The organism is Pseudomonas sp. Sample_9, assembly GCF_004307535.1.
In the GTDB taxonomy this organism is placed as follows: Bacteria; Pseudomonadota; Gammaproteobacteria; order Pseudomonadales; family Pseudomonadaceae; genus Aquipseudomonas; species Aquipseudomonas mercuritolerans.
Genome location: NZ_RAZO01000498.1, coordinates 1 through 20320 on the forward strand (window position 1 = coordinate 1; position 20320 = coordinate 20320).

Consider the following 20320-nt stretch of genomic DNA (forward strand, 5'->3'; position numbering starts at 1 on the left):
CCCAACTATCGCAACCTGATGAACAGCTACTCGGCGCTGACGCAGCAGAAGTAAGTTCACGGCCCACGAAAAAGCCTGCTTTTAACAGCAGGCTTTTTGTTTTTCCGACGGCTGCGGCCAACTTGGTTGCTGTGTAGCTTGCCACACTGCTTTCGCGAGCAGGCTCGCTCCCACAGTTGACTGTGTTCGCTCAGGAGAAACGCAATTTCCTGTGGGAGCGAGCCTGCTCGCGAATAAGGCGGCACAGTCACCCGAGCAATTCACTGATCCACTGCATCTCCTGCTTCAGCGCAAGAATTTTGTCCTCCGGCAACGCCTGTTGCGCTCGCGTAAACTGCCCCAACGTCTTCTGCCGCTGCTTCAGCCTGCGTTGCCATTTGTGCAGAAATGCCGGGCAGCGCGCCTGCAGATGCAGCGGTCCGAAAAACAGTTCCCTGGCATCGTAAGTCACCGGATCAGAGCCGCGCTCGGCAACGATGATTTCATAGTCGAAGCGATTCTCGTGCAGCACTTCTTCGCAAACGATGCGGTAGCCGTTATCCATCAACCACTGGCGCAGCGCTTGCTCGCCGCCGTTGGGTTGCAGGATCAGTCTTTCGTGGCCACTGAGATGGGCTTTGCCGGATTCGAAAATATCGCGAATGGTTTCGCCGCCCATCCCGCACAGGGTGATGGCGCTGATGCCGTCGTCAGGCCTGACCGCCGCCAGGCCATCGGCCAGACGCACGCTGATCTGGCCGTGCAGGTCGTTGTCATTGACGGTGCGTTGCGCTGCGTGGAACGGCGTGCGCGCGACCTCGCCAGCCACCGCCGCTGTAATCAGGCCTCGGCGCATCAGGGCAACCGGCAAATAGGCGTGATCGGAACCGATATCGGCCAGTCGTGCGCCGACCGGCACGTGAGCCGCGACGCGTTCAAGGCGCATGGACAATGTCTGTTGGTTCAACGGCGACCCCTGTTCACCCAGCGGTGGAAAAAGGGGTGCGACTCTGGCGAGCAACGCGGGCGCTGTCAATTGTGCAGGTGCAATTCCTCGACCCATCGGCAGCCTTGCGCTGCCGATGGGCGCTTGCGCTTAGCCGGCGAGCGTTGCGTTGTCGATGACGAAGCGGTATTTCACGTCGCCCTTGAGCATGCGCTCATAGGACTCGTCGATCTGGTCGGCGCGGATCAACTCGATGTCGGAAACGATGCCGTGCTCGGCGCAGAAATCCAGCATTTCCTGAGTCTCGGGAATGCCGCCGATCATCGAACCGGCAATGGTGCGGCGCTTGGTGATCAGGTTGAACACGTTCGGCGACGGATGCGGCGAGGCAGGCGCACCGACCAGAGTCAACGCGCCATCGCGCTTGAGCAGGACGAGGAAGGCGTCGAGATCGTGCGGCGCTGCGACGGTATTGAGGATGAAGTCGAAACTCTTGGTGTGTGCCGCCATTTCTTCGGCATTGCGCGACACCACCACTTCGTCCGCACCCAGCGCCTTGGCCGCTTCGCGCTTGGATTCGGAGGTGGTGAACGCGACCACGTGGGCGCCCATGGCGTGGGCCAGTTTGATGCCCATGTGACCCAAGCCACCGATGCCGACCACGCCGACTTTCTTGCCGGGGCCGGCGTTCCATTGGCGCAGCGGCGAATAAGTGGTGATGCCGGCGCAGAGCAGCGGCGCGACGGCGGCCAGTTGCGCCTCGGGATGACGGATGCGCAACACATAGCGCTCGTGCACGACGATGTTTTGCGAATAGCCGCCGAGGGTCCAGCCCGGTGCGTCCGGGGTCGGGAAATTGTAGGTGCCGATCATGCCGTCGCAGTAATTTTCCAGACCGGATTCGCAGTCATCGCAGTGCTGGCAGCTGTCGACGATGCAACCGACACCGACCAGATCGCCAACCTTGTAGGCTTTGACGTGATCGCCAACCGCCGAGACGCGGCCGACGATTTCATGGCCGGGCACGCAAGGGAATTGCGTGCCAGCCCATTCGGCGCGCACCTGATGCAGGTCGGAATGGCAGATGCCGCAGAAGGCGATATCGATCTGTACGTCGTGCGCCGCCGGGGCGCGGCGGTTGATCTGCATGGGCTCAAGGGGTTTGTCGCCAGCGTGGGCGCCGTAAGCTTGCACAAGCATGTGAGCATCCTCCATGGGGTAGTCGGACGCCCATTGTTGCGCTTGGGGCCGGGCGTGAAGTAGTGCATTTCTGTGAAATGCTTGCCTGATTCTGCTGTTGATTGCGCAACCGAAAGGCAGCCGTATGGCTGCCGTTTCAGGCTCAACGCGGATTGGGCTGATCGTCCATCTCGGCGTTATCGGTTTCCTGACGTACGCGCTCCGGATCCAGACCGGTATCGTCATCATCCAGCGGGATTTCGCCTTCGTTGTCGGGCAGTTCGTCGATGCCGCGTTCCTGCATCGGATCGACCTCGGTTCGCCCCGGACTCAGCGGGTCGGGGGTGGTTGGAAGCGGATCGTCACCTTGCTTGCCTTGATCGTTGTTCATCTGACACCTCGCAATGGCCGTTTTCTATGGCTTGTGCAAGTTGGAGGTGCGGGCGATTTTCGCCGTTCGATTTTTTTGCCTGCCTTCGGTCGCCTCGCAAAAAAGCGGAATTTCTCCGACGCGCGCGGCTCCATAAATCAACAGCCAGAGGCGAGGACGCAATGATGAGCAGTTCATTCAAAGTCGGCGAAGCGGTGCGCTGGAATTCCGAGGCCGGCGAGATCCACGGCAAAGTGGTCAAGGTGCACACCCGCGACACCGAATTCATGGGCCGCCACCGCCCGGCCTCGAAAGACGCGCCGCAGTACGAGGTCAAGAGCGACAAGACCGGCCATCTGGCCATGCATCACGGCGACGCGCTGAAGCACGTTTAGAAACGTGCCAGTCGGTAGGGCTCGGTATTGGGCCACGCGAGGGTGGCGCCTGAAACCATTTTCCCGATCATCTCAGCTGTGACCGCCGCTTGAGTCAGACCCAGATGCTGATGACCGAAGGCAAGCAAGACCTTGCCGTCGCAGACCTGGTCGATCACTGGCAGCGAATCCGGCAGCGACGGGCGAAAGCCCATCCATGGAGTTGCGTTATCAGCGTTCAGATCCTTGCGAAAAAGGCCTTGGCTCAAACGCTGCAACTGCCAGGCGCGCGCCATGTTCGCTGGCCGCTCCAATCCGGCGAACTCGACCGTGCCGGCCAGGCGCAGGCCCTCGCGCATCGGCGTCATGATGAATTTGCGTTCCAGCGAGGTGACGGGGAAGGGCAGGCGATCATGCTCGTTGGGCAGCATCAGGTGATAGCCACGTTCGGTGTCCAACGGTACTTGCTTGCCAGTCAGCGCGGCGGTGAGTTTTGCCGAATGCGCACCGCAGGCCAGTAACACTCGAGCGGCTGTTACGCCGCCATTGCCGGTGACTAACAGCACGCCGTTTTCCTGCACGTAGCCGCCCTGAACCTGCTGCTTTAGAAAACTCACGCCGCTGCTGCGAGCCGCCTCGACCAGTGCACGAACCACCCGATAGGGATCAAGGAAATGCCCGGTGCGCGGGAAAAACAGCCCGCCCTGAATCTGTTCGCTGAGTTGCGGCGCCGTTTCGCGGATCGCCCCGGCCTGCCAGTAATCCACCGGCACCTGCTGCTGATGCAGTCGTGCCTGCAAGGCTTCGAGGGATTGCCGCGATTGAGGTTTTTCGAAGACCAGTAACGAGCCGTCAACCTTGAGCAGATCCGTGCGCTGGATATCGCTGAGCAAGCGCTGCCACGCATCCAGGCTGCTTTCATTCAGCGCGCGCAGGCCGGCGACGGTTTTCTGAAATGGCTCAGGCCGCAGATTCAGCAATAACCGGGTGAACCACGGCAGGGCGCGCGGCAGGTATTTCCAGTCCAGACGCAGCGGCCCCATCGGGTCCATGAGCATGGCCGGCAAACGCTTGAGGATCGACACGTCAGCAATCGGAAACACCTGCTCGGTAGCCAGATGCCCGGCATTACCGAACGAAGCGCCATGCCCCGGTTCCTGCTGATCGATGACCACCACCCGCAAACCCTGGCGCGCCAGGCGCAGTGCGCAAGCCACGCCGATGATCCCGGCGCCGACCACGGCGATGTCGTGCGAAGGATTATTCGCCATGGCGTGTCGCTTCCCGGTGGCCATCGAGCAAGCGCCGAAGGTTGAGCGGATTGGTCTGTTGCAGCGCCGTCGGCAGCAAGCTGTCGGGGAAATCCTGATAGCACACCGGCCGCAGGAAACGCAGGATCGCCGCAGTGCCCACCGAGGTGCTGCGCGCATCCGAGGTCGCCGGGTAAGGCCCGCCATGCACCATCGCATCGCAGACTTCCACGCCGGTCGGCCAGCCATTGACCAGCAAGCGCCCGGCCTTGCGCTCGAGGGTTGGCAACAACGTGCGCGCCAGTGCAAGGTCGGCGTCATCCATGTGCAGGGTCGCGGTCAGTTGGCCTTCCAGATGTGCGCAGACCTGACGGATTTCTTCGTCACTGCTGCATTGCACGATCAGCGCTGTCGCGCCGAACACCTCAGCTTGCAAGCTTTGACCGGCAAGAAAATCCGCTGCATCGGTGCTGAAGACATGCGCCTGACACTGATTCGGGCCGCCGCCGACTTGGCCAACCGCTACCGCGCGTGCACGGGGATTGCCTTGCAGTGCCGTCACGCCTGCTTGATAGGCACCGAAGATGCCGGGCGTGAGCATGGTTTGCGCCGCACTGCGCGGGATCAGTTCAGCCACCGCGCTGAGGAACCCGTCGAGCGCCGGGCCTTTGCGGGCAATCAGCAATCCCGGGTTGGTGCAGAACTGCCCGGCGCCCAATGTCAGCGACGCGACAAACCCTTCGGCCAGCGCCTGCGCGCGATTTTCCAGCGCGGCGGGAAACAGCAATACCGGGTTGATCGAGCTCATTTCCGTATACACCGGGATCGGCTCCGGCCGCGCTTGCGCGGCTTTCATCAAAGCGAGACCGCCAGTGCGCGAGCCGGTGAAACCAGCGGCTTTGATGCGCCAGTCGCTGACCAATGCGATGCCGACTTCGTAGCCAGAATCGAACAACAAGGAAAACACGCCCTCGGGCAGAGCGCAGGCTTTGACCGCTTGCGCGACTGCGCGGCCGACCAGTTCGCTGGTGCCCGGATGGGCGCTGTGCGCCTTGACGATCACCGGGCAACCGGCCGCCAGTGCTGCGGCGGTGTCGCCACCGGCCACGGAAAATGCCAGCGGAAAGTTGCTCGCGCCGAACACCGCGACCGGCCCCAAGGCAATCTGCCGCTGGCGCAAGTCGGAGCGCGGCAGCGGTTGGCGTTGCGGTTGCGCACTGTCGACGCGCACGTCCAGCCATTCACCGGCGCGCACGGTACGGGCGATCAGGCGCAATTGAGAGCAGGTGCGGCCACGTTCGCCCTGAAGGCGTGCAGGCGGCAGACCGGTTTCGGCGTGGGCGCGTTCGATCAGTTCATCGCCAAGGTTTTCGATGTGTTCGGCAATGCTTTCGAGAAATGCCGCACGGGCGCTCAGGCTGGTTTCGCGGTACGCATCTTGCGCCGCCCAGGCCAGGGCGCACGCCTGTTCCACCTGTTCGGCTGACGCCCCGGCGTACTGCGGTTCAAGTGCCTGGTTGGTCGCCGGATCAATCCCGCGAAAGGCCGGACGATGGCCCGCCACGGATTGTTGGCCGATCAGCATGTTGCCCGTCAGAGTCATGGTGTCTTCCTGTGAAATGAGCGAGGCCTGCCGCGAATCGTGATGACTCGCGGCAGGTGGTGGTCAGGCGAAGTTCTGCTCGGCGGACCAGTTTTCGTACCAGTGACGGAACAGCGAATACTGCTTCTCGGCATAGCGCCGTTGCGAGTCGCTCAGCACATCGGTTTCATTGAAGTGCAGGGTGTATTCCTTGTCGCCGTTGAGCACCATCAGGTGCTTGTAATACAGCACCAGATCGCAACCTTCGTCGAACGATGACAGCACGGCCAGCGCCGACTCCAGTTCCCGCGCCTGGCGCCGGGCCTTGGCATCGCCTTGCGCGGCCTGCTTGCTCAGCGCCACCAGTTGCAGCACTTCGCGAGGAAGGGCGTTGCCGATGCCGGTAATGGCGCCGGTAGCGTTGCAGTTGACGAAGCCGTGCACCACTTGCGTGTCGACGCCGACCATCAGCGTCACGTCGTCGTCCTTGGAGGTGATGTTCTCGGCCGCGTAGCGCAGGTCCGCGCCGCCGCCGAATTCCTTGAAACCGATCAGGTTCGGGTACTCGCGGCGCAGTTCGAAAAACAGATCGGCGCGGGTGGCGAAGCCGTAATAAGGGCTGTTGTAGATCACCGCCGGCAAGTTCGGTGCGGCTTGCAGGATCGCGGCGAAGTGGGCCTTTTGCGCCGTCGCCGAAGCGCCACGGGACAGCACGCGCGGGATCACCATCAAGCCTTGCGCGCCGACTTTCGCCGCATGCGCTGCGTGGGAAACCGCTTCACGGGTATTCACCGCGCCGGTGCCGACGATGGTCGGCACCCCGGCAGCGACCAGGCGCGCCACGCCTTCCTGACGCTCGGCTTCGGTGAGCAGCGGCCAGTCGCCCATCGAGCCGCAATAGACCACGGCGCTCATGCCGACATCAATCAGCTCGCGCCCCTTGGCCACCAGCGCATCGAAGTCCGGTTTGCGCTGGGCGGTGCACGGGGTCATCAGGGCCGGCATGCAGCCGGTGAAGATGTTGTCGCTCATGGTTCAACTCCTTGGCATTTCGTTTGATTCGAGGTGAAAAAACGGCGTGGCGGCTCAGATGCCCCACGCGAACGGGTCGCTGTCGTCGATCAGCAAGGTGCTGTCGGCGGTCATGTAGGCGCGGCCGGTGATGAACGGGCGAATGCGTTCGCCCTCCCATTCGAAGCGCCCTTCGAACTGGCTGCCGGTAATGCTCGCCTGGATCCACGGCGCGCCGGCTTGCAGCTTGTCGTCGGCGGCCAGGCAGGCAAGTTTGGCGCTGGTGCCAGTACCGCACGGCGAGCGGTCGTAGGCTTTGCCAGGGCACATGACGAAGTTGCGGCTGTCGGCCTGATCGTCATCGGCGAACAGTTCGATGTGGTCGATGACCGCGCCGTCTTCGCCACAAATGCCTTGGTCTTCCAGCGCCTTGAGCATGGCCCAGGTGTACGCGGTCAGGTGTTCGACGTTGTCCATCGTCAACGTCTGGCCATGCTCGGAGACCAGATAAAACCAGTTGCCGCCATAGGCGATATCGCCGACCACGCGGCCAAAACCGGGAACGTCCACCGGCACCTGTTTGCGATAACGGTAAGCGGGCACGTTGCCCAGGGTGACCGAGCCATCGTCGTGCAGCGTCGCGCTGACTTGCCCCACCGGGGTGTCGATCTTGTGCACGCCTGGCTGGATTTTCCCCAGATGCTGCAACGAATTGATCAGGCCGATGGTGCCGTGGCCGCACATGCCCAGGTAGCCAGCGTTGTTGAAGAAGATCACCCCGCAGGTGGCATCAGGCGACACCGGCGGGCAATACAGGGCGCCGACCAGCACATCGTTGCCACGCGGCTCAAGCAGACAGGCGCGGCGCCACTGATCGTGCTGGCTGCGCAGGGCGTCGCGTTTCTCGACCATGCTGTTGCCGGACAGCTCGGGGAAGCCGCTCATCACCAGCCGCGTCGGCTCGCCGCCGGTGTGGGAATCAATGACGTGTACTCGTTTCATGAAGAGATCCCGTTGGATGATTTCAGTAGGCGCCGGCAGGGCGGGCGTTGACGGTGGACGAGGGCGCAGGGCTGTCGCTTTCTTCGTCCTCGTCGTCCAGGCGCAGCAGATGGGCAGGCACGCCGGTCGCTGCGCCCCAGTAGTAAATACCGGTGGCGCAAGCGGCGACGACGATCGTGTCGAACGGATGGGCGAGGACGCCCAGGCCACCGAAGGTGCCGAGTTTCGACAGCACGATAGTCACCGCGTAGAACGCGATCAGCCACGCCGATGAGCGCACCTGACGCGCCAGGCTCAAATGAGCGGTGGGCACAAAGCGGCCACAGAACAGGTAGATGACAAACATCAGGATTTGCAGGCCGAGCAGCCACGACACGGTGTTCCAGCCCGACCAGTAGACGATCAGCGCGGCGATGATGAACGACACCGGCCCGAGCAGGCCCATGCTCTTGACCCGGAACGGGCGCGGCATGTCCGGCGCATTGCGCCGCAACGCCGCAACCGATACGGGCGCCACCGCATAGCTCAACACCAGCGCAGCGGAGACCACGTTGATCAGCGCTTCCCACGACGGGAATGGCAGGGTCCAGAACACCGACAGGGCGAAGGTCAGCCACAGCGCCGGACGCGGGATGCCGGACTTTTCATCGATGTGCGTGAAAACCTTGAAGAAGGTGCCGGTCTGCGCCCAGCCGTAGATCACGCGCGGGGTGGCGTTCATGTAGATGTTGCCGCAGCCGCTCGGCGAGATCACCGCATCGGCGACCACCAGATAGGCCAGCCAGCCGACACCGAGCGCCAGGGCGATGTCGCGATAGGGCAGGGCGAATTCCTTGCTGATACCGGCCCAGCCGTTGGCGAGCATTTCCGTCGGGATGCTGCCGAGAAAGGCCATTTGCAGCAGCACGTAAATCAGGGTCGACAGCAGCACCGAGAGAATCAGCGCGATGGGAATGGTGCGCTGTGGATTTTTCACTTCACTGGCCACGGAAATGATTGGCGTCAGGCCCAGGTAGGCAAAGATGATCCCGCCGGCAGAGACCGCCATCTCCACGCCCGACAGACCGAACGGAGCAAAGCCTTGAACCTGGAAATTTTCCGGTTTGAAGAAGGTGAACAGCACGCCGATCACCAGCAGCGGCACGATGAATTTGAACACGCTGACCAGATTGTTGGCCTTGGCGAACGTCTTCACGCTGCGGTAGTTGAGCAGGAAAAACACGCAGAGCAGGCCGAACTGCACCAGCCAGCCGAGGATCGTTGGATCGCCGCCGCCAGCCTTGGTCAAGCCGGGAAACCACGCCGCCGCGTATTGGCGCGAGGCGACCACTTCAATCGCCACCAGACTGGAAAACGCAATCAGCGTAATGAAGCCCATCAGGTAGCCGAGCAGCGGGCCGTGGGAATAAACCGGGTAGCGCACCACACCGCCGGCACGGGGCAATGCCGCGCCCAGTTCGCAGTAGACGATGCCCAGCAGCAACACGGCGAAACCGCCCAGCAACCAGGAAAAAATCCCCGCCGGACCGGCAATCGCCGAGACATGGCTGGCGGCGAACAACCAGCCGGAGCCGAAGATCGCGCCGAGTCCGATAAAGGTGAGGTCGATCAATGAAAGCTGTTTTTTGAACTTGCCTTGGCCTGACATGGCATCGCCTTCTTGTGAGTTATTGGATAGGCAGTTGTGTCACGGGGACGAGCAGACTTTGCACCGCTCGACAGTGGCGGCGATTGATGTTTTATGCAGGGATCGATGACGAATTCAGCACAATGGCGCCGATGAATCCGCGGCCTCGACAGGGCCGCGACGTTGCTGCAATCTGCTGGCGAGTGACATTTGCGGTGGTTCAGCTCGAGGGGAAGTCTTTGATGCAATCAGCGTTTTCGATCCTGTGCCAAGGCAATGAAGGCTTGCGTGCGCAGACCCTCGAAGAGATGGTCGCCGGGGCCGCGCAGCTGTTGCCAATACTCGATGTGATCCCCAATGCAGCGATTTTCATCAAGGATCTGCAAGCGCGCTATGTGCTGGCCAACCGCACGCTGGTGCAGCGTTGTGGCTTGAAGGACCTGCGCCCGTTGCTCGGCAAAACCAGTGCGCAGGTGTTCCCGGCGCAGTTGGGGCCGGGTTACACCGAGCAGGATCGCAAAGTGCTGGAGCAAGGATTTGTGCTGGAGGATCAGCTCGAACTGCACCTGTATGGCAGTCGCGAACCGGGCTGGTGCCTGACCCACAAGCGGCCGATCTACAATCGTGACGGGACGATCATCGGCTTGGTGGGGATCTCGGTGGATCTGCAGTCAGCCAGTGAAACCCACCCGGCGTTCGAGCGCCTGGCGGCTGTCGATGAATACATTCGCGGCAATTTCAACCGGCGGGTGACGCTGGGTGAACTGACGCGGATCGCCGGGATATCCGTGGCGCAACTGGAGCGCTATTGCAAACGCGTTTTTCACCTGACGCCACGGCAGATGATTCAGAAAGTCCGTCTTGAACACGCGCATCGATTGCTGCACAGCGACTTGCCGATCACCGAGGTTGCGCTGCAATGCGGCTACACCGATCACAGCGCTTTCACCCGTCAGTTCAAGGCCTCGACCGGGTTTACACCACGCGAATACCGGCAAGCCACCGGGCATTAGATCAACACGGCCAGCCAGGCCGAGAGCAGCAGAAGAAGGGCCAGTGCCGCGTTCATTCGCTTGAACGCTTGCGGTGAGCTGAGCAACCGCGCGCTGCCGACGCCAAGCAGCGCCCAGAGCGTCATGCACGGCAGCGATACCAGCAGAAACGCCAGCGACAACACCAGCAGGCGCAGCGTCTTGTCGCCGCCACCGACGAATACGCTGACCACGGCCACGGCCATCATCCACACCTTCGGGTTGACCAGTTGCAGCAGCGCCGCGCCGAATACGCTCAAGCCTTGTTCCTGGGCGGCATTCGGGTCCAGCGACGGCGGCGGGCTGCAAAAGATCTGCCACGCCAGCCAGCTCAACCAGAGCACGCCGCCCCAGGCCATCGCTTGCTGCACGCGCGGAAAGCGCAACAGGGTTTCGCCAGCACCGAGCCCGACCACCAGCACGATCAGCGCGGCCGCCGCACAGGCGCCAAAAATGATCGGCAACGTGGCAATCAATCCGCGCCGCGAACTGTGGCTCAGCACCAGAATATTGGTCGGCCCCGGAGTGATCGAGGCGACGAAAGCAAACAGCAGAAAGGGCAGTAAAGAAGCCATGGTGCAAATTCCTGAAAGTCGAAACAGGACACCATGATCGTCAGCGGGCGGGCCTCAGTCTGGAAGATTTGAGCAGCGTTTGCGGTAGTCCGCCGGGGTCAGTTGATAGGCGCGGCGGAACCAGCGACCGAGGTGACTCTGGTCGGCAAAGCCGAGCATGCTGGCCACCTGCGCTGGCGTCTCGCCGCGCGCGAGCAATTGCCGCGCCTTGGCCAGGCGCAGTTGGATCAGGTAGGCGTGGGGTGCCAGACCGAAAGCGGCCTTGAACGCGCGGGTCAGGCGAAAACGATCGACACCACAGGCTTGCGCTAGGTCGTCGAGGCCGATGTCTTCGTAGGTGTGGGCATGCAGATAGTCGCGCGCAACCTGCGCAACCAGTGGCAGGCGCGGATCGAAGTCCTGACGCTTGCGCCAGTCGAGGTGGCGGGTGAGGGACGCCAGCAGGCCATCCAGCGCAGTCTGCCGGACGATGCGCAGATCGCCGTCATGTAACACGTGGAAGGCTTGCACGATCGCAGTCGACAGGCGCGGATCGTGGCTCAGTGTGTCGGCAAAGCCTGGCTGACTGTCGGCCGGTGCCTCTTCGAACAGCGCGTGCAGCTCGCGCTCCAGCCAGTGCGGATCGAGGTACAGCATCGAGTAGGTAAAGCCATCCTCGGTCGGCGCATGGCCATCGTGGATTTCCCCCGGCTCAAGCAGAAACACATGCCCCGGCGTACTGCGATGACGCACCCGGCGACAGTTGAATTGCTGGACGCCTTGCTCGGTAACGCCGACGAGAAAGCTGTCATGCCAGTGCGGATCGTAGGCATGCCCTCGGAAATGCGCACGAATCGACTCGATCCCGGTATCGACATCCTGGGAGAGAGAGATCCAGTTGCGTTTGTCCATGGGAGGATTCCATAGGGCGGTTGAGCAGGGGCGTTTCTAAAATACCGCGTGGGGGAGAAGAGTGTTTAGAAGATTTGTGCAGGGGCGCAGGGGGGGCGAGTCAGGCAATGTGCCTTGGATGGGAGGGGACCAGAAAACGCAAACGAAAAAAAACCGCCTTCGCGGGGCGGTTTTTTATGGGCATCGATTTACGATCGAAGCCATGTGCTTCACCAGCCACCCTAACCAGGGTTGCCATGGTATGGAGTTTTACCGCGCCTTGCAACGGTTGAACAGCCGTTCGAAACAAGCGCGTCTACAGCCCTGCGAAAAATTTATATGTTTATGTTTGTTGAAGATTGTCTGGCAGAAATAACATTTAACAAAAGCGGGTCGTTGTTTGATGGATAACGGTATGCGCGGCACTTTTGTCTTGGGGTTTTCAGGTTAATATGCCCGCGCTCAACTGATAGAGCGGCTGAGAGGTTTGGCCGGGGGCGCGAAAGGTTTTACGCCCTTCGACACGGATTCGCACCCGTGCCGGAATGATGTCTCGAAGGGATTTCAACCGGCCGCCTCACCAGCCACCCTAACCAGTCGGCTGAAGGCACGCATGGTCCGGTAAGTTTGCTGGAGGTTTGGCCGCCAGCCTTGGAGGCCAAAACGTATGAAGCTTTTGCTGCGTACGCTGAGCCTTGTATGGAGATTGTTGAAAGCCTTGCGCTTTTACGAGTTCCTGCGAGATCACTTTGACGACTTGAAATAAGGGTCGTCTGAGTGGGGAAAGACCCGTTTCGGTTTCGACTGATACGGGTCTTTTTTTGTGTGAATAATGCTGTCAAAAATGAGATTGTCGGTTTTATGCTTTCGACTTTGTAGGGCGTTTCGCTTGGTGACGTAAGCAACAGCATAAAGATCAATCCAATAGCAGCTCATGCTCGACCAGCTATTGATCGCGTCAATAACAACCATTAAGTCAATGAAGTTCTCATATCCACGGTGCGGCGTAAGATCGGCTCCATACCCAACCACTGCAACTCGGAGCACATCATCATGAAACGCCAGACTATCCTCGGTATCGCTTTCTCGGTTTTTGCACTGAATGCCTTCGCCGCCACCGAAACCGACCCGCTGTTCAGTGATGCGGTCGCGGCCGCCACTCAAACAGACCGCTTGTTCAGCGATGCAGTAGCCGCAACCGAAACTGACCCACTGTTCAGCGATGCAGTAGCCTCTGATGGCTCCGATCATCTGCAAGGTAATCGGGTCGCCGAAGGTGGCGCTGACCGTCTGCTCGAACGTCGCACCGCTTGAGCGCAACGATGAGCATCGATAACGAATGCCGCCTCAACCACAGGCGGCATTCGTTCTATTCACGCTTTACAACTCTGCTCTAAACCGCACTCGGCAGCACGGCCTTGTCGCGATCGCGGCTCTTGAATGTCGCCCAGAAACACAGCAATACCGCCACGGAAAAACCGGCGGGGAACAGCCAGATGCTTCTCCAGTCATGCCCTGCGCTTGATGTGAAGTGGTCGGTAATCCGTCCCGCGATCCAGAAACCAATCAACATGCCCAATCCGTACGTAGCCAAGGTGATCAAACCTTGCGCCGAGCTGCGGAAGCGTTCCGGTGCCTTGGCATCGGTGTAGATTTGCCCGGACACGAAGAAGAAGTCATAGCACACGCCGTGCAGGGCAATGCCGATCAGCAGCATGAATGCCTGATCGTCGTTATTGCCGAAGGCAAACAGCACGTAGCGCAACGCCCAGGCAGCCATGCCGACCAACAGGGCGATCTTGATGCCGAAGCGATGGATGAACAGCGGCAACAGCAACATGAACAGCACTTCCGACACCTGACCGATGGCCATCTTCGCTGTCGGGTTGGTCACGCCTATCTCGGCCAGAAACGGATTGGCATTCTGGTAATAGAAGGCCAGCGGAATACAGATCAGGATCGAGGCGAGGAAGAACGCCAGATAGCTGCGATCCTTGAGCAAACCCAGCGCATCGACGCCGAGCATCTGCTTGAGGCTTGATGAGCCGGCTGCGCTTTTCAGCGGCGCGGTGTTCGGCAGACTGAAGCTGTAAAGCCCCAACAACAGCGACGCCACGGCGGACATCAGGAACGTATTGCGCAAGCCTCCGGTCGCGATGCTTTGTTGCGAGTCCCAGGCGAACACGAAGCTGATCACCACGCCGGCGACGATCCAGCCCACCGTGCCCCACACGCGAATGCGCGAGAACTCCAGCGCCGGGTCTTTGATCTGGCGGAACGCCACGGCGTTCACCAGTGCCAATGTCGGCATGTAGACCATCATGTAGGCGAGCACATAGGGATAAAACGCGCTGAAGTCTGCCGCGCGATAGAGCTGATAGAGCAGCACCGCGCCGAGCAGATGCAGCACCGCCAGAATGCGTTCGGCATTGAAGAAACGGTCGGCAATCAAGCCAATGACAAACGGCGCCAGAATCGCGCCCCAGGATTGCGTGGCGAAGGCCATGCCGACCTGACCACCGCTGGCGGCCAGCGTTGTCGCCAGAAAAGTGCCGAGGGTGACGAACCAGCCGCCCCAGATAAAGAACTGCAAAAACATCATCACGCTGAGTCGCGCATTCATTACGTTCATTTCAGATCACCGTATTGTTTTTATGTCGGTAACGCGGATGAATCAATCGTCAGTCAGGCCGAGCAGGCGTCGGTTGGAAGCAGCGTCAGCGCTGACTCCGGCGAAGTCGTCGAAGGCCTTGGCGGTCTTGCGGATCATGTGCCGCTCGATGAACGCCGCGCCTTGCGCCGCGCCCTGTGCGGAGTCTTTCAGGCAGCATTCCCATTCCAGTACCGCCCAGCCGTTGAAGTCGTATTGGCACAATTTGCTGAAGATCGATTTGAAATCGATCTGGCCGTCGCCCAGCGAGCGGAAGCGCCCGGGACGCTCGACCCAGCCCTGATATCCGCCGTAGACGCCGGAGCGCGCATCGGGGCGGAACTCGGCATCCTTGACGTGGAACATGCGGATGCGTTGGTGGTAACGGTCGATGAAGCCGAGGTAGTCCATTTGCTGCAGCAGCAGGTGGCTCGGGTCATACAGAATTGCGGCGCGGGGGTGATGATTCACCGCTTCAAGAAACTGCTCGAACGACGCGCCGTCATGCAAGTCTTCGCCGGGATGGATTTCGTAGCACAGATCAACGCCTGCCTCTTCGAAGCAGTCGAGGATTGGCAGCCAGCGCTTGCCCAGTTCGGCGAAACCTTGCTCGACCAAACCGGCCGGACGCTGTGGCCACGGATAGACATAAGGCCAGAGCAGGGCGCCGGAGAAGGTCGCATGGGCCTTGAGTCCGAGGCGCTGGCTGGCGCGGGCGGCCAGTTTCAATTGCTCAATGGCCCATTCGGTGCGCTCCTGCGGCTTGCCGCGCAGTGCTGGTGGGGCGAAGTCGTCGAACAGGCTGTCGAACGCCGGATGCACCGCGACCAATTGCCCTTGCAGGTGCGTCGACAGCTCACTGATCACCACACCGGCGCGGGCGCAGACGGCGATGAGTTCGTCGCAGTAATCCTGGCTCTCGGCGGCGCGCTGCAAATCGATGAACCGCGTGCCGAGGGTCGGTACCTGAATGGCTTTGTAGCCTTGCGAAGCGGCCCACTCGGCAATGTTGGCGAGGGAGTCGAAAGGCGCTTCGTCGGCGATGAATTGCGCGAGGAAAATCCCCGGACCTTTCAGGCCAGTCAAATTTTGCTGATCACTGTTCATTGTGCTGGGCTCCTGTCAGTGGGCCGGGGATCTCGCTCCACTTTTCATTGCCAAGGTGATTGGCGATGGCGGTTTCAATGAAGGCCATGCCGCGCAGGCCCGTCTCGATGCCGGGTACGCCCGGAGCCTGATGGCCCTCGACGCCATGCACAATCGCTTCGGCGAGATCGCCGTAGAGGTTGGCCATGGCTTCCAGATAACCTTCGGGATGCCCCGCAGGCAGGCGCATGCGTTGGGTTGCGGCGGCACACAGCCACGGCTGACCGACCCCGGAGCGCAGAACGCGCATCGGCTCGTTCAACGGTCGATGAATCAGGCTGGCCGGTTCCTCTTGGCGCCACTCCAGCCCACCCTTGTCACCGTAGACGCGGATCTTCAGCGGGTTTTCCTCACCGGCGCAGACCTGACTGGCGAGCAATACACCACTGGCGCCGTCGCGCATTTTGAACAGCATCGCCACATCGTCATCCAGTTGCCGACCCTCGACATGCGAGCCGAGCATTGCGCTGATGAACTGGATCGACTGGCCGGCAACGAACTCGGCGAGGGAAAACGCATGGGTGCCGATGTCGCCGATGCAGCCGCCGATCCCGGATTGCGTCGGGTCGTCGCGCCAGCCGGCCTGCTTGTTGCCTTGCCCGGCGACATCGGTGCTGAGCCAGCCTTGCGGGTACTCGACGAGGACTTTGCGCACGCGCCCGAGCACGCCGCTGGCGACCATTTCGCGGGCCTGCCAGACCATCGCGTAACCGAGGTAGGTGTGCGCCAGCCCGTAAATTCGCTGGCTGTTGATGACCACCGAGCGCAGCGCCTGCACCTCGGCGAGGTTCAGCGCCGCGGGTTTCTCGCTGAACACATGAAAACCGGCGCTCAATGCCTCACGGGCAATTGGTGCGTGCAGATGATTGGGAGTGACGATGACCAGCAGTTGCATGCGCTGCTCGGCGGGCAGGGCGGCCTCGCGGGCGAGCAGGGTTTGCCAGTCGCCGTAACAACGCTCAGCCGCGACACCCAAGGACGCAGCGGTGCGCTGATTATTCTCCGGGTCGCGGCTGAACGCGCCACAGACCAGGTCGAAGCGTCCGTCGAGGCCGGCGGCTTGCCGGTGGGCACGGGCAATGAATGAACCTTCACCGCCTCCAACAAAACCCATTCTTATTTTTGCGGCAGCGTACATGGCAGTCGTCTCGGTAGCTGGATGCAATGTTGATGAGCGATGTAACCGGTTACATCATGGGCGAAATCTAGGCTTGAATTAGCCGAGTGTCAAATGCCAGCGGATGATCGACAGCGTTTCGATCGCTCGTCGCCTGCGGTAAGCTCCGCGCCTGATCGGCATGAATCAACGAGGTGTTTTTGTCCAATATTCGCGAAGTGGCTCGGCTGGCCGGGGTTTCCGTGGCGACGGTTTCGAGGACTTTGAAATCGCCCGAGCGTGTGCTCGCGCCAACCCGTGAGCGCGTCATGGCGGCCGTGGAGCAGGCCGGCTATCGGCCGAACCTGATGGCCGTGCAGTTTCGTTCGCGGCGCACCGGCAATCTGGTGATTCTGGTGCCGACCATCGCCAATACCTTCTTTGCCCGCGTCATCAGCGGCGCGCAGCAAGCGGCGCAGGCGGCCGGTTATCGCCTGCTGCTGTGCGACACCCAGGGCCGGGAAGAACTGGAGCGACAATTCGCCGAGCTGGTGTACGCCTATCAGGCCGACGGGGTGATCCAGTTGCGTGCTTACGATCCGTTCGAAAATGCCCCGGCCGATGCCGATGTGCCGCCGATCGTCAACGCCTGCGAAGTGCTCAAGGCCGGGCGTTATCCAACCATCAGCCTGGACAACGTCGCCGCCGCCAAAGCCATGACCGCACACCTGATCGGATTGGGACACCGACGCATCGGCCTGATCAAAGGCTCGAAAAACAGCCCGCTGACCCGTGATCGACTGGCAGGCTACGAAGCCGCATTGCGCGAGGCCGGGATTGCCCTCGATGAAGCGCTGATCTGCCATGGCAATTTCAGCCTCGAGGCCGGTTATGCAGGCGCGCAAAAGATGCTCGGCTTGGCCGAGCGGCCGAGCGCGCTGTTCTGCGAAAACGATGAAATGGCCATTGGTGCGCTCAAGCGCATCCGGCAGGCCGGGCTGCGTGTGCCCGAGGATATTTCGCTGGTGGGTTTCGATGACATTCCGATGGCTGCGTACTGCGATCCGCCGCTGACCACCATCTCGCAACCGGCCGAGGCCTTCGGGGCCAGGGCGGTCGAGATGCTGATTGCGCTGATCGAAAAGCAGCCGCTGACAGAGCGACATGTCGTCTTGCCGTTCGAGCTGACGCCACGCAGCAGCACGGCCCGCATCGACAACACGGGCAAGCGCTAACCAAATCACGCCGCTGGCGGTTTCGCCAGCGCAATCCCCGCCGCACCCAACCGCTTCAACACCTCAAACAACAAATCGCTCTTGGTCAGCCCGACAATCCTCGGGCTGCCCACATAGCCGGTGACCGTGAGGGTTATGCCGTCCGGCGACAATTTGCTGAAACGCACGAACGGCGCTGGTTTATCGAGGATGGTTTCATTTTCGTGATAAGCATCGAGCAGCAGCTGTTTGACCTCTTCAGGGTCGATATCAAGCGGAAACACCAGCTCCAGGGATGCCACGCCCTGAGCACTGCCGCCGAGGGTAACGTTGCGCAGGTTCTGCGAGATCAGCTGCGAGTTGGGCACGATCACGATCGAGCGGTCGCTGAGCTGGATTTCCGTAGCACGCACGTTGATCCGGCGGATGTCGCCCTCGACGCCGCTGATGCTGATCAGGTCGCCGACTTTCACCGGGCGCTCGGTGAGCAGGATCAGGCCGGAGACGAAGTTCTTGACGATCTCCTGCAAGCCAAAGCCGATACCTACGGATAGCGCACTGACGATCCACGCCAGATTGGTCCACTGCACGCCCAACGACGACAGCGTCAGCAGAATTACAAAGGCGTAGCCGATGTTGGAAAACAGCGTGCTCAGTGACGCGCACATGCCCGGGTCCATGTCGGTCTTGGGCAGGAATTCGTTGTCGAGCCAGCGGCTTAATGCACGGATCAGCCAGATACCGATCAGCAGTGCCAGCAGCGCGTTGAGCAGATGCGCCGGGACGATATTCAGCTTGCGCAAACCGGCGCCGCCGAGGATCGACATGATGTTGGTGACCAGTTGGCCGAGGGTGGTGCCGATGCCGCCGACAAACAACGAAATCAGCGCCATCAGCATCAGGCCGGCGCGGCTGACGCCGGACAACAGGATCGACGTCTGCTCGAGGCGCCGATCGCTGACGCCGAGCAATTGCTTGAGCGCCTGGCCGCTCGCGTGTTTCGGCGAAAACAGGTGCTCACAGGCGTCCTTGACCAACTGAATCAGCAAGTAGAAGCCCGACAGCACGACATAGCCCCACACCAGTTCATAACTGATGAATCGCGCCAGCGAAACATAGCCGGCCAGCAGGGCGATGGCCGTCACCAACATCGAGAGACTGGCGACGCTGTAGATCAGCCCGGCGAACACGCTGTTCGTAGCCGACGCGTCATTGGCTGCGACCAAGGCCTTGCGCACTTTGCCGACGCGCAACAGCATCGTGCCGATGATCGCCAGCACCACCATGGAAATCACGCCGCGCCCGGCCATCACGATGTGGCTGCTCATGCCTGTGGCATTGGCGACTTGCACCAGCGTCACCAACACCAGCAACGAGCAGGCGAGGATTCGCGGATAAGGCTTGAGGGCCAGCGCCACTGGATCGGCAATCGCCGGCAGGCGCCAGGACGGGTGCGCGGTGGAGAGCAATGCGCGGCTGAGCCCGGTGATCAGCACGCAGGCATAGACGACTTTCTCGAATTCTTCGGAGAAGGTTTCCAGCACCGGAGGCAGTGCGTCGTGGCGGGTGCAGGCGTAGAACAACAGCCTCAGGGCGATGGCGGTGGTGATGAAGGTCGCGATAGCTGAGGCGAAGGCCAAGGCACTGCGGCGCAAGCGGCCCTCCGCCACGCGATGAATGCAGAACCAGGTCAGCCCGCGCTCAGCCAGACGTCGGCCAAAGGTCCAGATCAGCAGTGCCAACAGCACCAGTACGCAAGTATAAAAACGTTCGCCCGGCGCCCAGACCGTCGCCCATACGTCAGCCACCTGCTCGACGAACAGTCGCAGGCGCTGGCGGTCGTCTTCGCTTGGATTGACCAGCGGTGCCCAGAAATACGGGCTCAATACGCTGCGCGTGCTCAGGGTCAGTTCGCTTTCCAGCAGGGTGCGGCGGATGCCGGCGATTTGCGTGATCAGATCGGCGGCGTTCTGTTTCAGTGCGGCGAGGCTTTTCAGGGTGCCATCGACCTTGCTTTTCTGCTCCGCCAGCGCCGCCCGCTGGGCGACGATATCGGCTTGCTCGGCGGCTACCTCGGCGTCCGGAGCGGTGCCGAGCACGCCCAGTTGCACTGCCAGTTGCGCCTGTTGCGGCAAAAGCGCTGCCGACAACCGATCGATATCGAGAATGAACGCCTGCACCCGATCCTGCGGGCCTTCAAGCTGGTTGTAATTGTTCGCCGCCGAAATCTGCTGCTTGAGCCCGTCGAGGCGTTGTTGCAGGGCTTGCAGATCGCTTTGCGAAATCACAGGTAGCGGCGCTGCGCCTGAGTTCGCCGGCGCGGCAACATCCGCCGCCCACAACGCAGCGCTGCCCGGCATGAGCAGTAGGAACAGAATGAAAAACAACGACTTGAATGAACAGCGCATGGGGGCGGCG

Annotated in this window: 18 protein-coding genes; 3 read left to right on the forward strand and 15 right to left on the reverse strand. The window is 61.3% G+C overall.

Annotation, left to right across the window (positions count from 1 at the left end):
* Window positions 1-247: 247 nt before the first annotated feature.
* The 3 genes from D6877_RS28305 to D6877_RS28315 form a co-directional block, all read right to left on the reverse strand.
* The gene (locus D6877_RS28305) at window positions 248-946 is read right to left on the reverse strand and encodes a tRNA (adenine(22)-N(1))-methyltransferase TrmK (protein WP_347233442.1); all 699 of its coding nucleotides are present in this window, start codon (window positions 944-946) and stop codon (window positions 248-250) included.
* 129 nt (window positions 947-1075) lie between these two features.
* On the reverse strand, window positions 1076-2125 hold the full coding sequence (locus D6877_RS28310; protein ID WP_130912820.1) for an NAD(P)-dependent alcohol dehydrogenase: 1050 nt from the start codon (window positions 2123-2125) through the stop codon (window positions 1076-1078).
* A 142-nt stretch (window positions 2126-2267) separates the two neighbouring features.
* Window positions 2268-2495 (reverse strand): hypothetical protein, encoded by a 228-nt coding sequence (locus D6877_RS28315; RefSeq protein WP_130912821.1) that lies wholly within the window; start codon window positions 2493-2495, stop codon window positions 2268-2270.
* 164 nt (window positions 2496-2659) lie between these two features.
* Between D6877_RS28315 and D6877_RS28320 the strand changes: the two genes are divergently transcribed.
* Window positions 2660-2869 carry a DUF2945 domain-containing protein gene (locus tag D6877_RS28320; protein ID WP_130912822.1) on the forward strand — a complete coding sequence of 70 codons (210 nt, stop codon included), beginning with the start codon at window positions 2660-2662 and terminating at the stop codon, window positions 2867-2869.
* Here the strand turns inward: D6877_RS28320 and D6877_RS28325 are convergent.
* The 5 genes from D6877_RS28325 to D6877_RS28345 form a co-directional block, all read right to left on the reverse strand.
* Complete coding sequence (locus tag D6877_RS28325; protein ID WP_130912823.1) at window positions 2866-4119, reverse strand: FAD-dependent oxidoreductase; 1254 nt, start codon at window positions 4117-4119, stop codon at window positions 2866-2868. The genes D6877_RS28320 and D6877_RS28325 overlap by 4 nt on opposite strands.
* Window positions 4109-5701, reverse strand: coding sequence for an aldehyde dehydrogenase (NADP(+)) (locus D6877_RS28330; protein ID WP_130912824.1), 1593 nt, complete (start codon window positions 5699-5701; stop codon window positions 4109-4111). Before D6877_RS28330 ends, D6877_RS28325 begins: the two co-directional genes overlap by 11 nt.
* Window positions 5702-5764: 63 nt before the next feature.
* Entirely contained in the window at window positions 5765-6712 is a 948-nt protein-coding gene (locus D6877_RS28335; protein ID WP_016774241.1) for a dihydrodipicolinate synthase family protein, read from the reverse strand.
* A 54-nt stretch (window positions 6713-6766) separates the two neighbouring features.
* Window positions 6767-7693, reverse strand: a complete 927-nt coding sequence (locus tag D6877_RS28340; RefSeq protein WP_130912825.1) for a 4-hydroxyproline epimerase — start codon at window positions 7691-7693, stop codon at window positions 6767-6769.
* A 22-nt stretch (window positions 7694-7715) separates the two neighbouring features.
* Window positions 7716-9341, reverse strand: coding sequence for an APC family permease (locus D6877_RS28345; protein WP_130912826.1), 1626 nt, complete (start codon window positions 9339-9341; stop codon window positions 7716-7718).
* A 221-nt stretch (window positions 9342-9562) separates the two neighbouring features.
* Here D6877_RS28345 and D6877_RS28350 point away from each other — a divergent pair, with 221 nt between their 5' ends.
* The gene (locus D6877_RS28350; protein WP_130912827.1) at window positions 9563-10333 is read left to right on the forward strand and encodes an AraC family transcriptional regulator; all 771 of its coding nucleotides are present in this window, start codon (window positions 9563-9565) and stop codon (window positions 10331-10333) included.
* Here D6877_RS28350 and D6877_RS28355 read toward each other — a convergent pair.
* The 6 genes from D6877_RS28355 to D6877_RS28380 form a co-directional block, all read right to left on the reverse strand.
* A complete protein-coding gene (locus tag D6877_RS28355) occupies window positions 10330-10926 on the reverse strand; it encodes a LysE family translocator (protein ID WP_130912828.1) in 597 nt (198 codons plus the stop codon). The genes D6877_RS28350 and D6877_RS28355 overlap by 4 nt on opposite strands.
* A gap of 54 nt (window positions 10927-10980) precedes the next feature.
* Window positions 10981-11817 (reverse strand): AraC family transcriptional regulator, encoded by an 837-nt coding sequence (locus tag D6877_RS28360; protein ID WP_130912829.1) that lies wholly within the window; start codon window positions 11815-11817, stop codon window positions 10981-10983.
* 723 nt (window positions 11818-12540) lie between these two features.
* Entirely contained in the window at window positions 12541-13116 is a 576-nt protein-coding gene (locus D6877_RS29480; RefSeq protein WP_178083768.1) for a hypothetical protein, read from the reverse strand.
* 73 nt (window positions 13117-13189) lie between these two features.
* The gene (locus D6877_RS28370) at window positions 13190-14428 is read right to left on the reverse strand and encodes a nucleoside permease (RefSeq protein WP_130912830.1); all 1239 of its coding nucleotides are present in this window, start codon (window positions 14426-14428) and stop codon (window positions 13190-13192) included.
* A gap of 42 nt (window positions 14429-14470) precedes the next feature.
* Window positions 14471-15553: a sugar phosphate isomerase/epimerase family protein gene (locus D6877_RS28375; RefSeq protein ID WP_130912831.1), complete on the reverse strand. Its 1083-nt coding sequence runs from the start codon at window positions 15551-15553 to the stop codon at window positions 14471-14473.
* Window positions 15543-16706, reverse strand: a complete 1164-nt coding sequence (locus tag D6877_RS28380) for a Gfo/Idh/MocA family oxidoreductase (protein WP_130912832.1) — start codon at window positions 16704-16706, stop codon at window positions 15543-15545. The genes D6877_RS28375 and D6877_RS28380 overlap by 11 nt, the downstream gene beginning before the upstream one ends.
* Window positions 16707-16909: 203 nt before the next feature.
* Between D6877_RS28380 and D6877_RS28385 the strand changes: the two genes are divergently transcribed.
* Window positions 16910-17923, forward strand: a complete 1014-nt coding sequence (locus tag D6877_RS28385; RefSeq protein WP_130912833.1) for a LacI family DNA-binding transcriptional regulator — start codon at window positions 16910-16912, stop codon at window positions 17921-17923.
* A gap of 5 nt (window positions 17924-17928) precedes the next feature.
* Here D6877_RS28385 and D6877_RS28390 read toward each other — a convergent pair whose 3' ends face one another.
* On the reverse strand, window positions 17929-20310 hold the full coding sequence (locus tag D6877_RS28390; RefSeq protein ID WP_130912834.1) for a DUF3772 domain-containing protein: 2382 nt from the start codon (window positions 20308-20310) through the stop codon (window positions 17929-17931).
* Window positions 20311-20320: the final 10 nt, after the last annotated feature.

Bases quoted from the DNA above. Each gene is read 5' to 3' on its own strand.
- D6877_RS28335 (WP_016774241.1), bottom strand. From the start codon at position 6,712: ATGAGCGACAACATCTTCACCGGCTGCATGCCGGCCCTGATGACCCCG.
- D6877_RS28350 (WP_130912827.1), top strand. From the start codon at position 9,563: ATGCAATCAGCGTTTTCGATCCTGTGCCAAGGCAATGAAGGCTTGCGT.
- D6877_RS28360 (WP_130912829.1), bottom strand. From the start codon at position 11,817: ATGGACAAACGCAACTGGATCTCTCTCTCCCAGGATGTCGATACCGGG.
- D6877_RS28320 (WP_130912822.1), top strand. From the start codon at position 2,660: ATGAGCAGTTCATTCAAAGTCGGCGAAGCGGTGCGCTGGAATTCCGAG.
- D6877_RS28325 (WP_130912823.1), bottom strand. From the start codon at position 4,119: ATGGCGAATAATCCTTCGCACGACATCGCCGTGGTCGGCGCCGGGATC.
- D6877_RS28355 (WP_130912828.1), bottom strand. From the start codon at position 10,926: ATGGCTTCTTTACTGCCCTTTCTGCTGTTTGCTTTCGTCGCCTCGATC.
- D6877_RS28315 (WP_130912821.1), bottom strand. From the start codon at position 2,495: ATGAACAACGATCAAGGCAAGCAAGGTGACGATCCGCTTCCAACCACC.
- D6877_RS28380 (WP_130912832.1), bottom strand. From the start codon at position 16,706: ATGGGTTTTGTTGGAGGCGGTGAAGGTTCATTCATTGCCCGTGCCCAC.
- D6877_RS28340 (WP_130912825.1), bottom strand. From the start codon at position 7,693: ATGAAACGAGTACACGTCATTGATTCCCACACCGGCGGCGAGCCGACG.
- D6877_RS28375 (WP_130912831.1), bottom strand. From the start codon at position 15,553: ATGAACAGTGATCAGCAAAATTTGACTGGCCTGAAAGGTCCGGGGATT.
- D6877_RS28370 (WP_130912830.1), bottom strand. From the start codon at position 14,428: ATGAACGTAATGAATGCGCGACTCAGCGTGATGATGTTTTTGCAGTTC.
- D6877_RS28330 (WP_130912824.1), bottom strand. From the start codon at position 5,701: ATGACTCTGACGGGCAACATGCTGATCGGCCAACAATCCGTGGCGGGC.
- D6877_RS28345 (WP_130912826.1), bottom strand. From the start codon at position 9,341: ATGTCAGGCCAAGGCAAGTTCAAAAAACAGCTTTCATTGATCGACCTC.
- D6877_RS28310 (WP_130912820.1), bottom strand. From the start codon at position 2,125: ATGCTTGTGCAAGCTTACGGCGCCCACGCTGGCGACAAACCCCTTGAG.
- D6877_RS28390 (WP_130912834.1), bottom strand. From the start codon at position 20,310: ATGCGCTGTTCATTCAAGTCGTTGTTTTTCATTCTGTTCCTACTGCTC.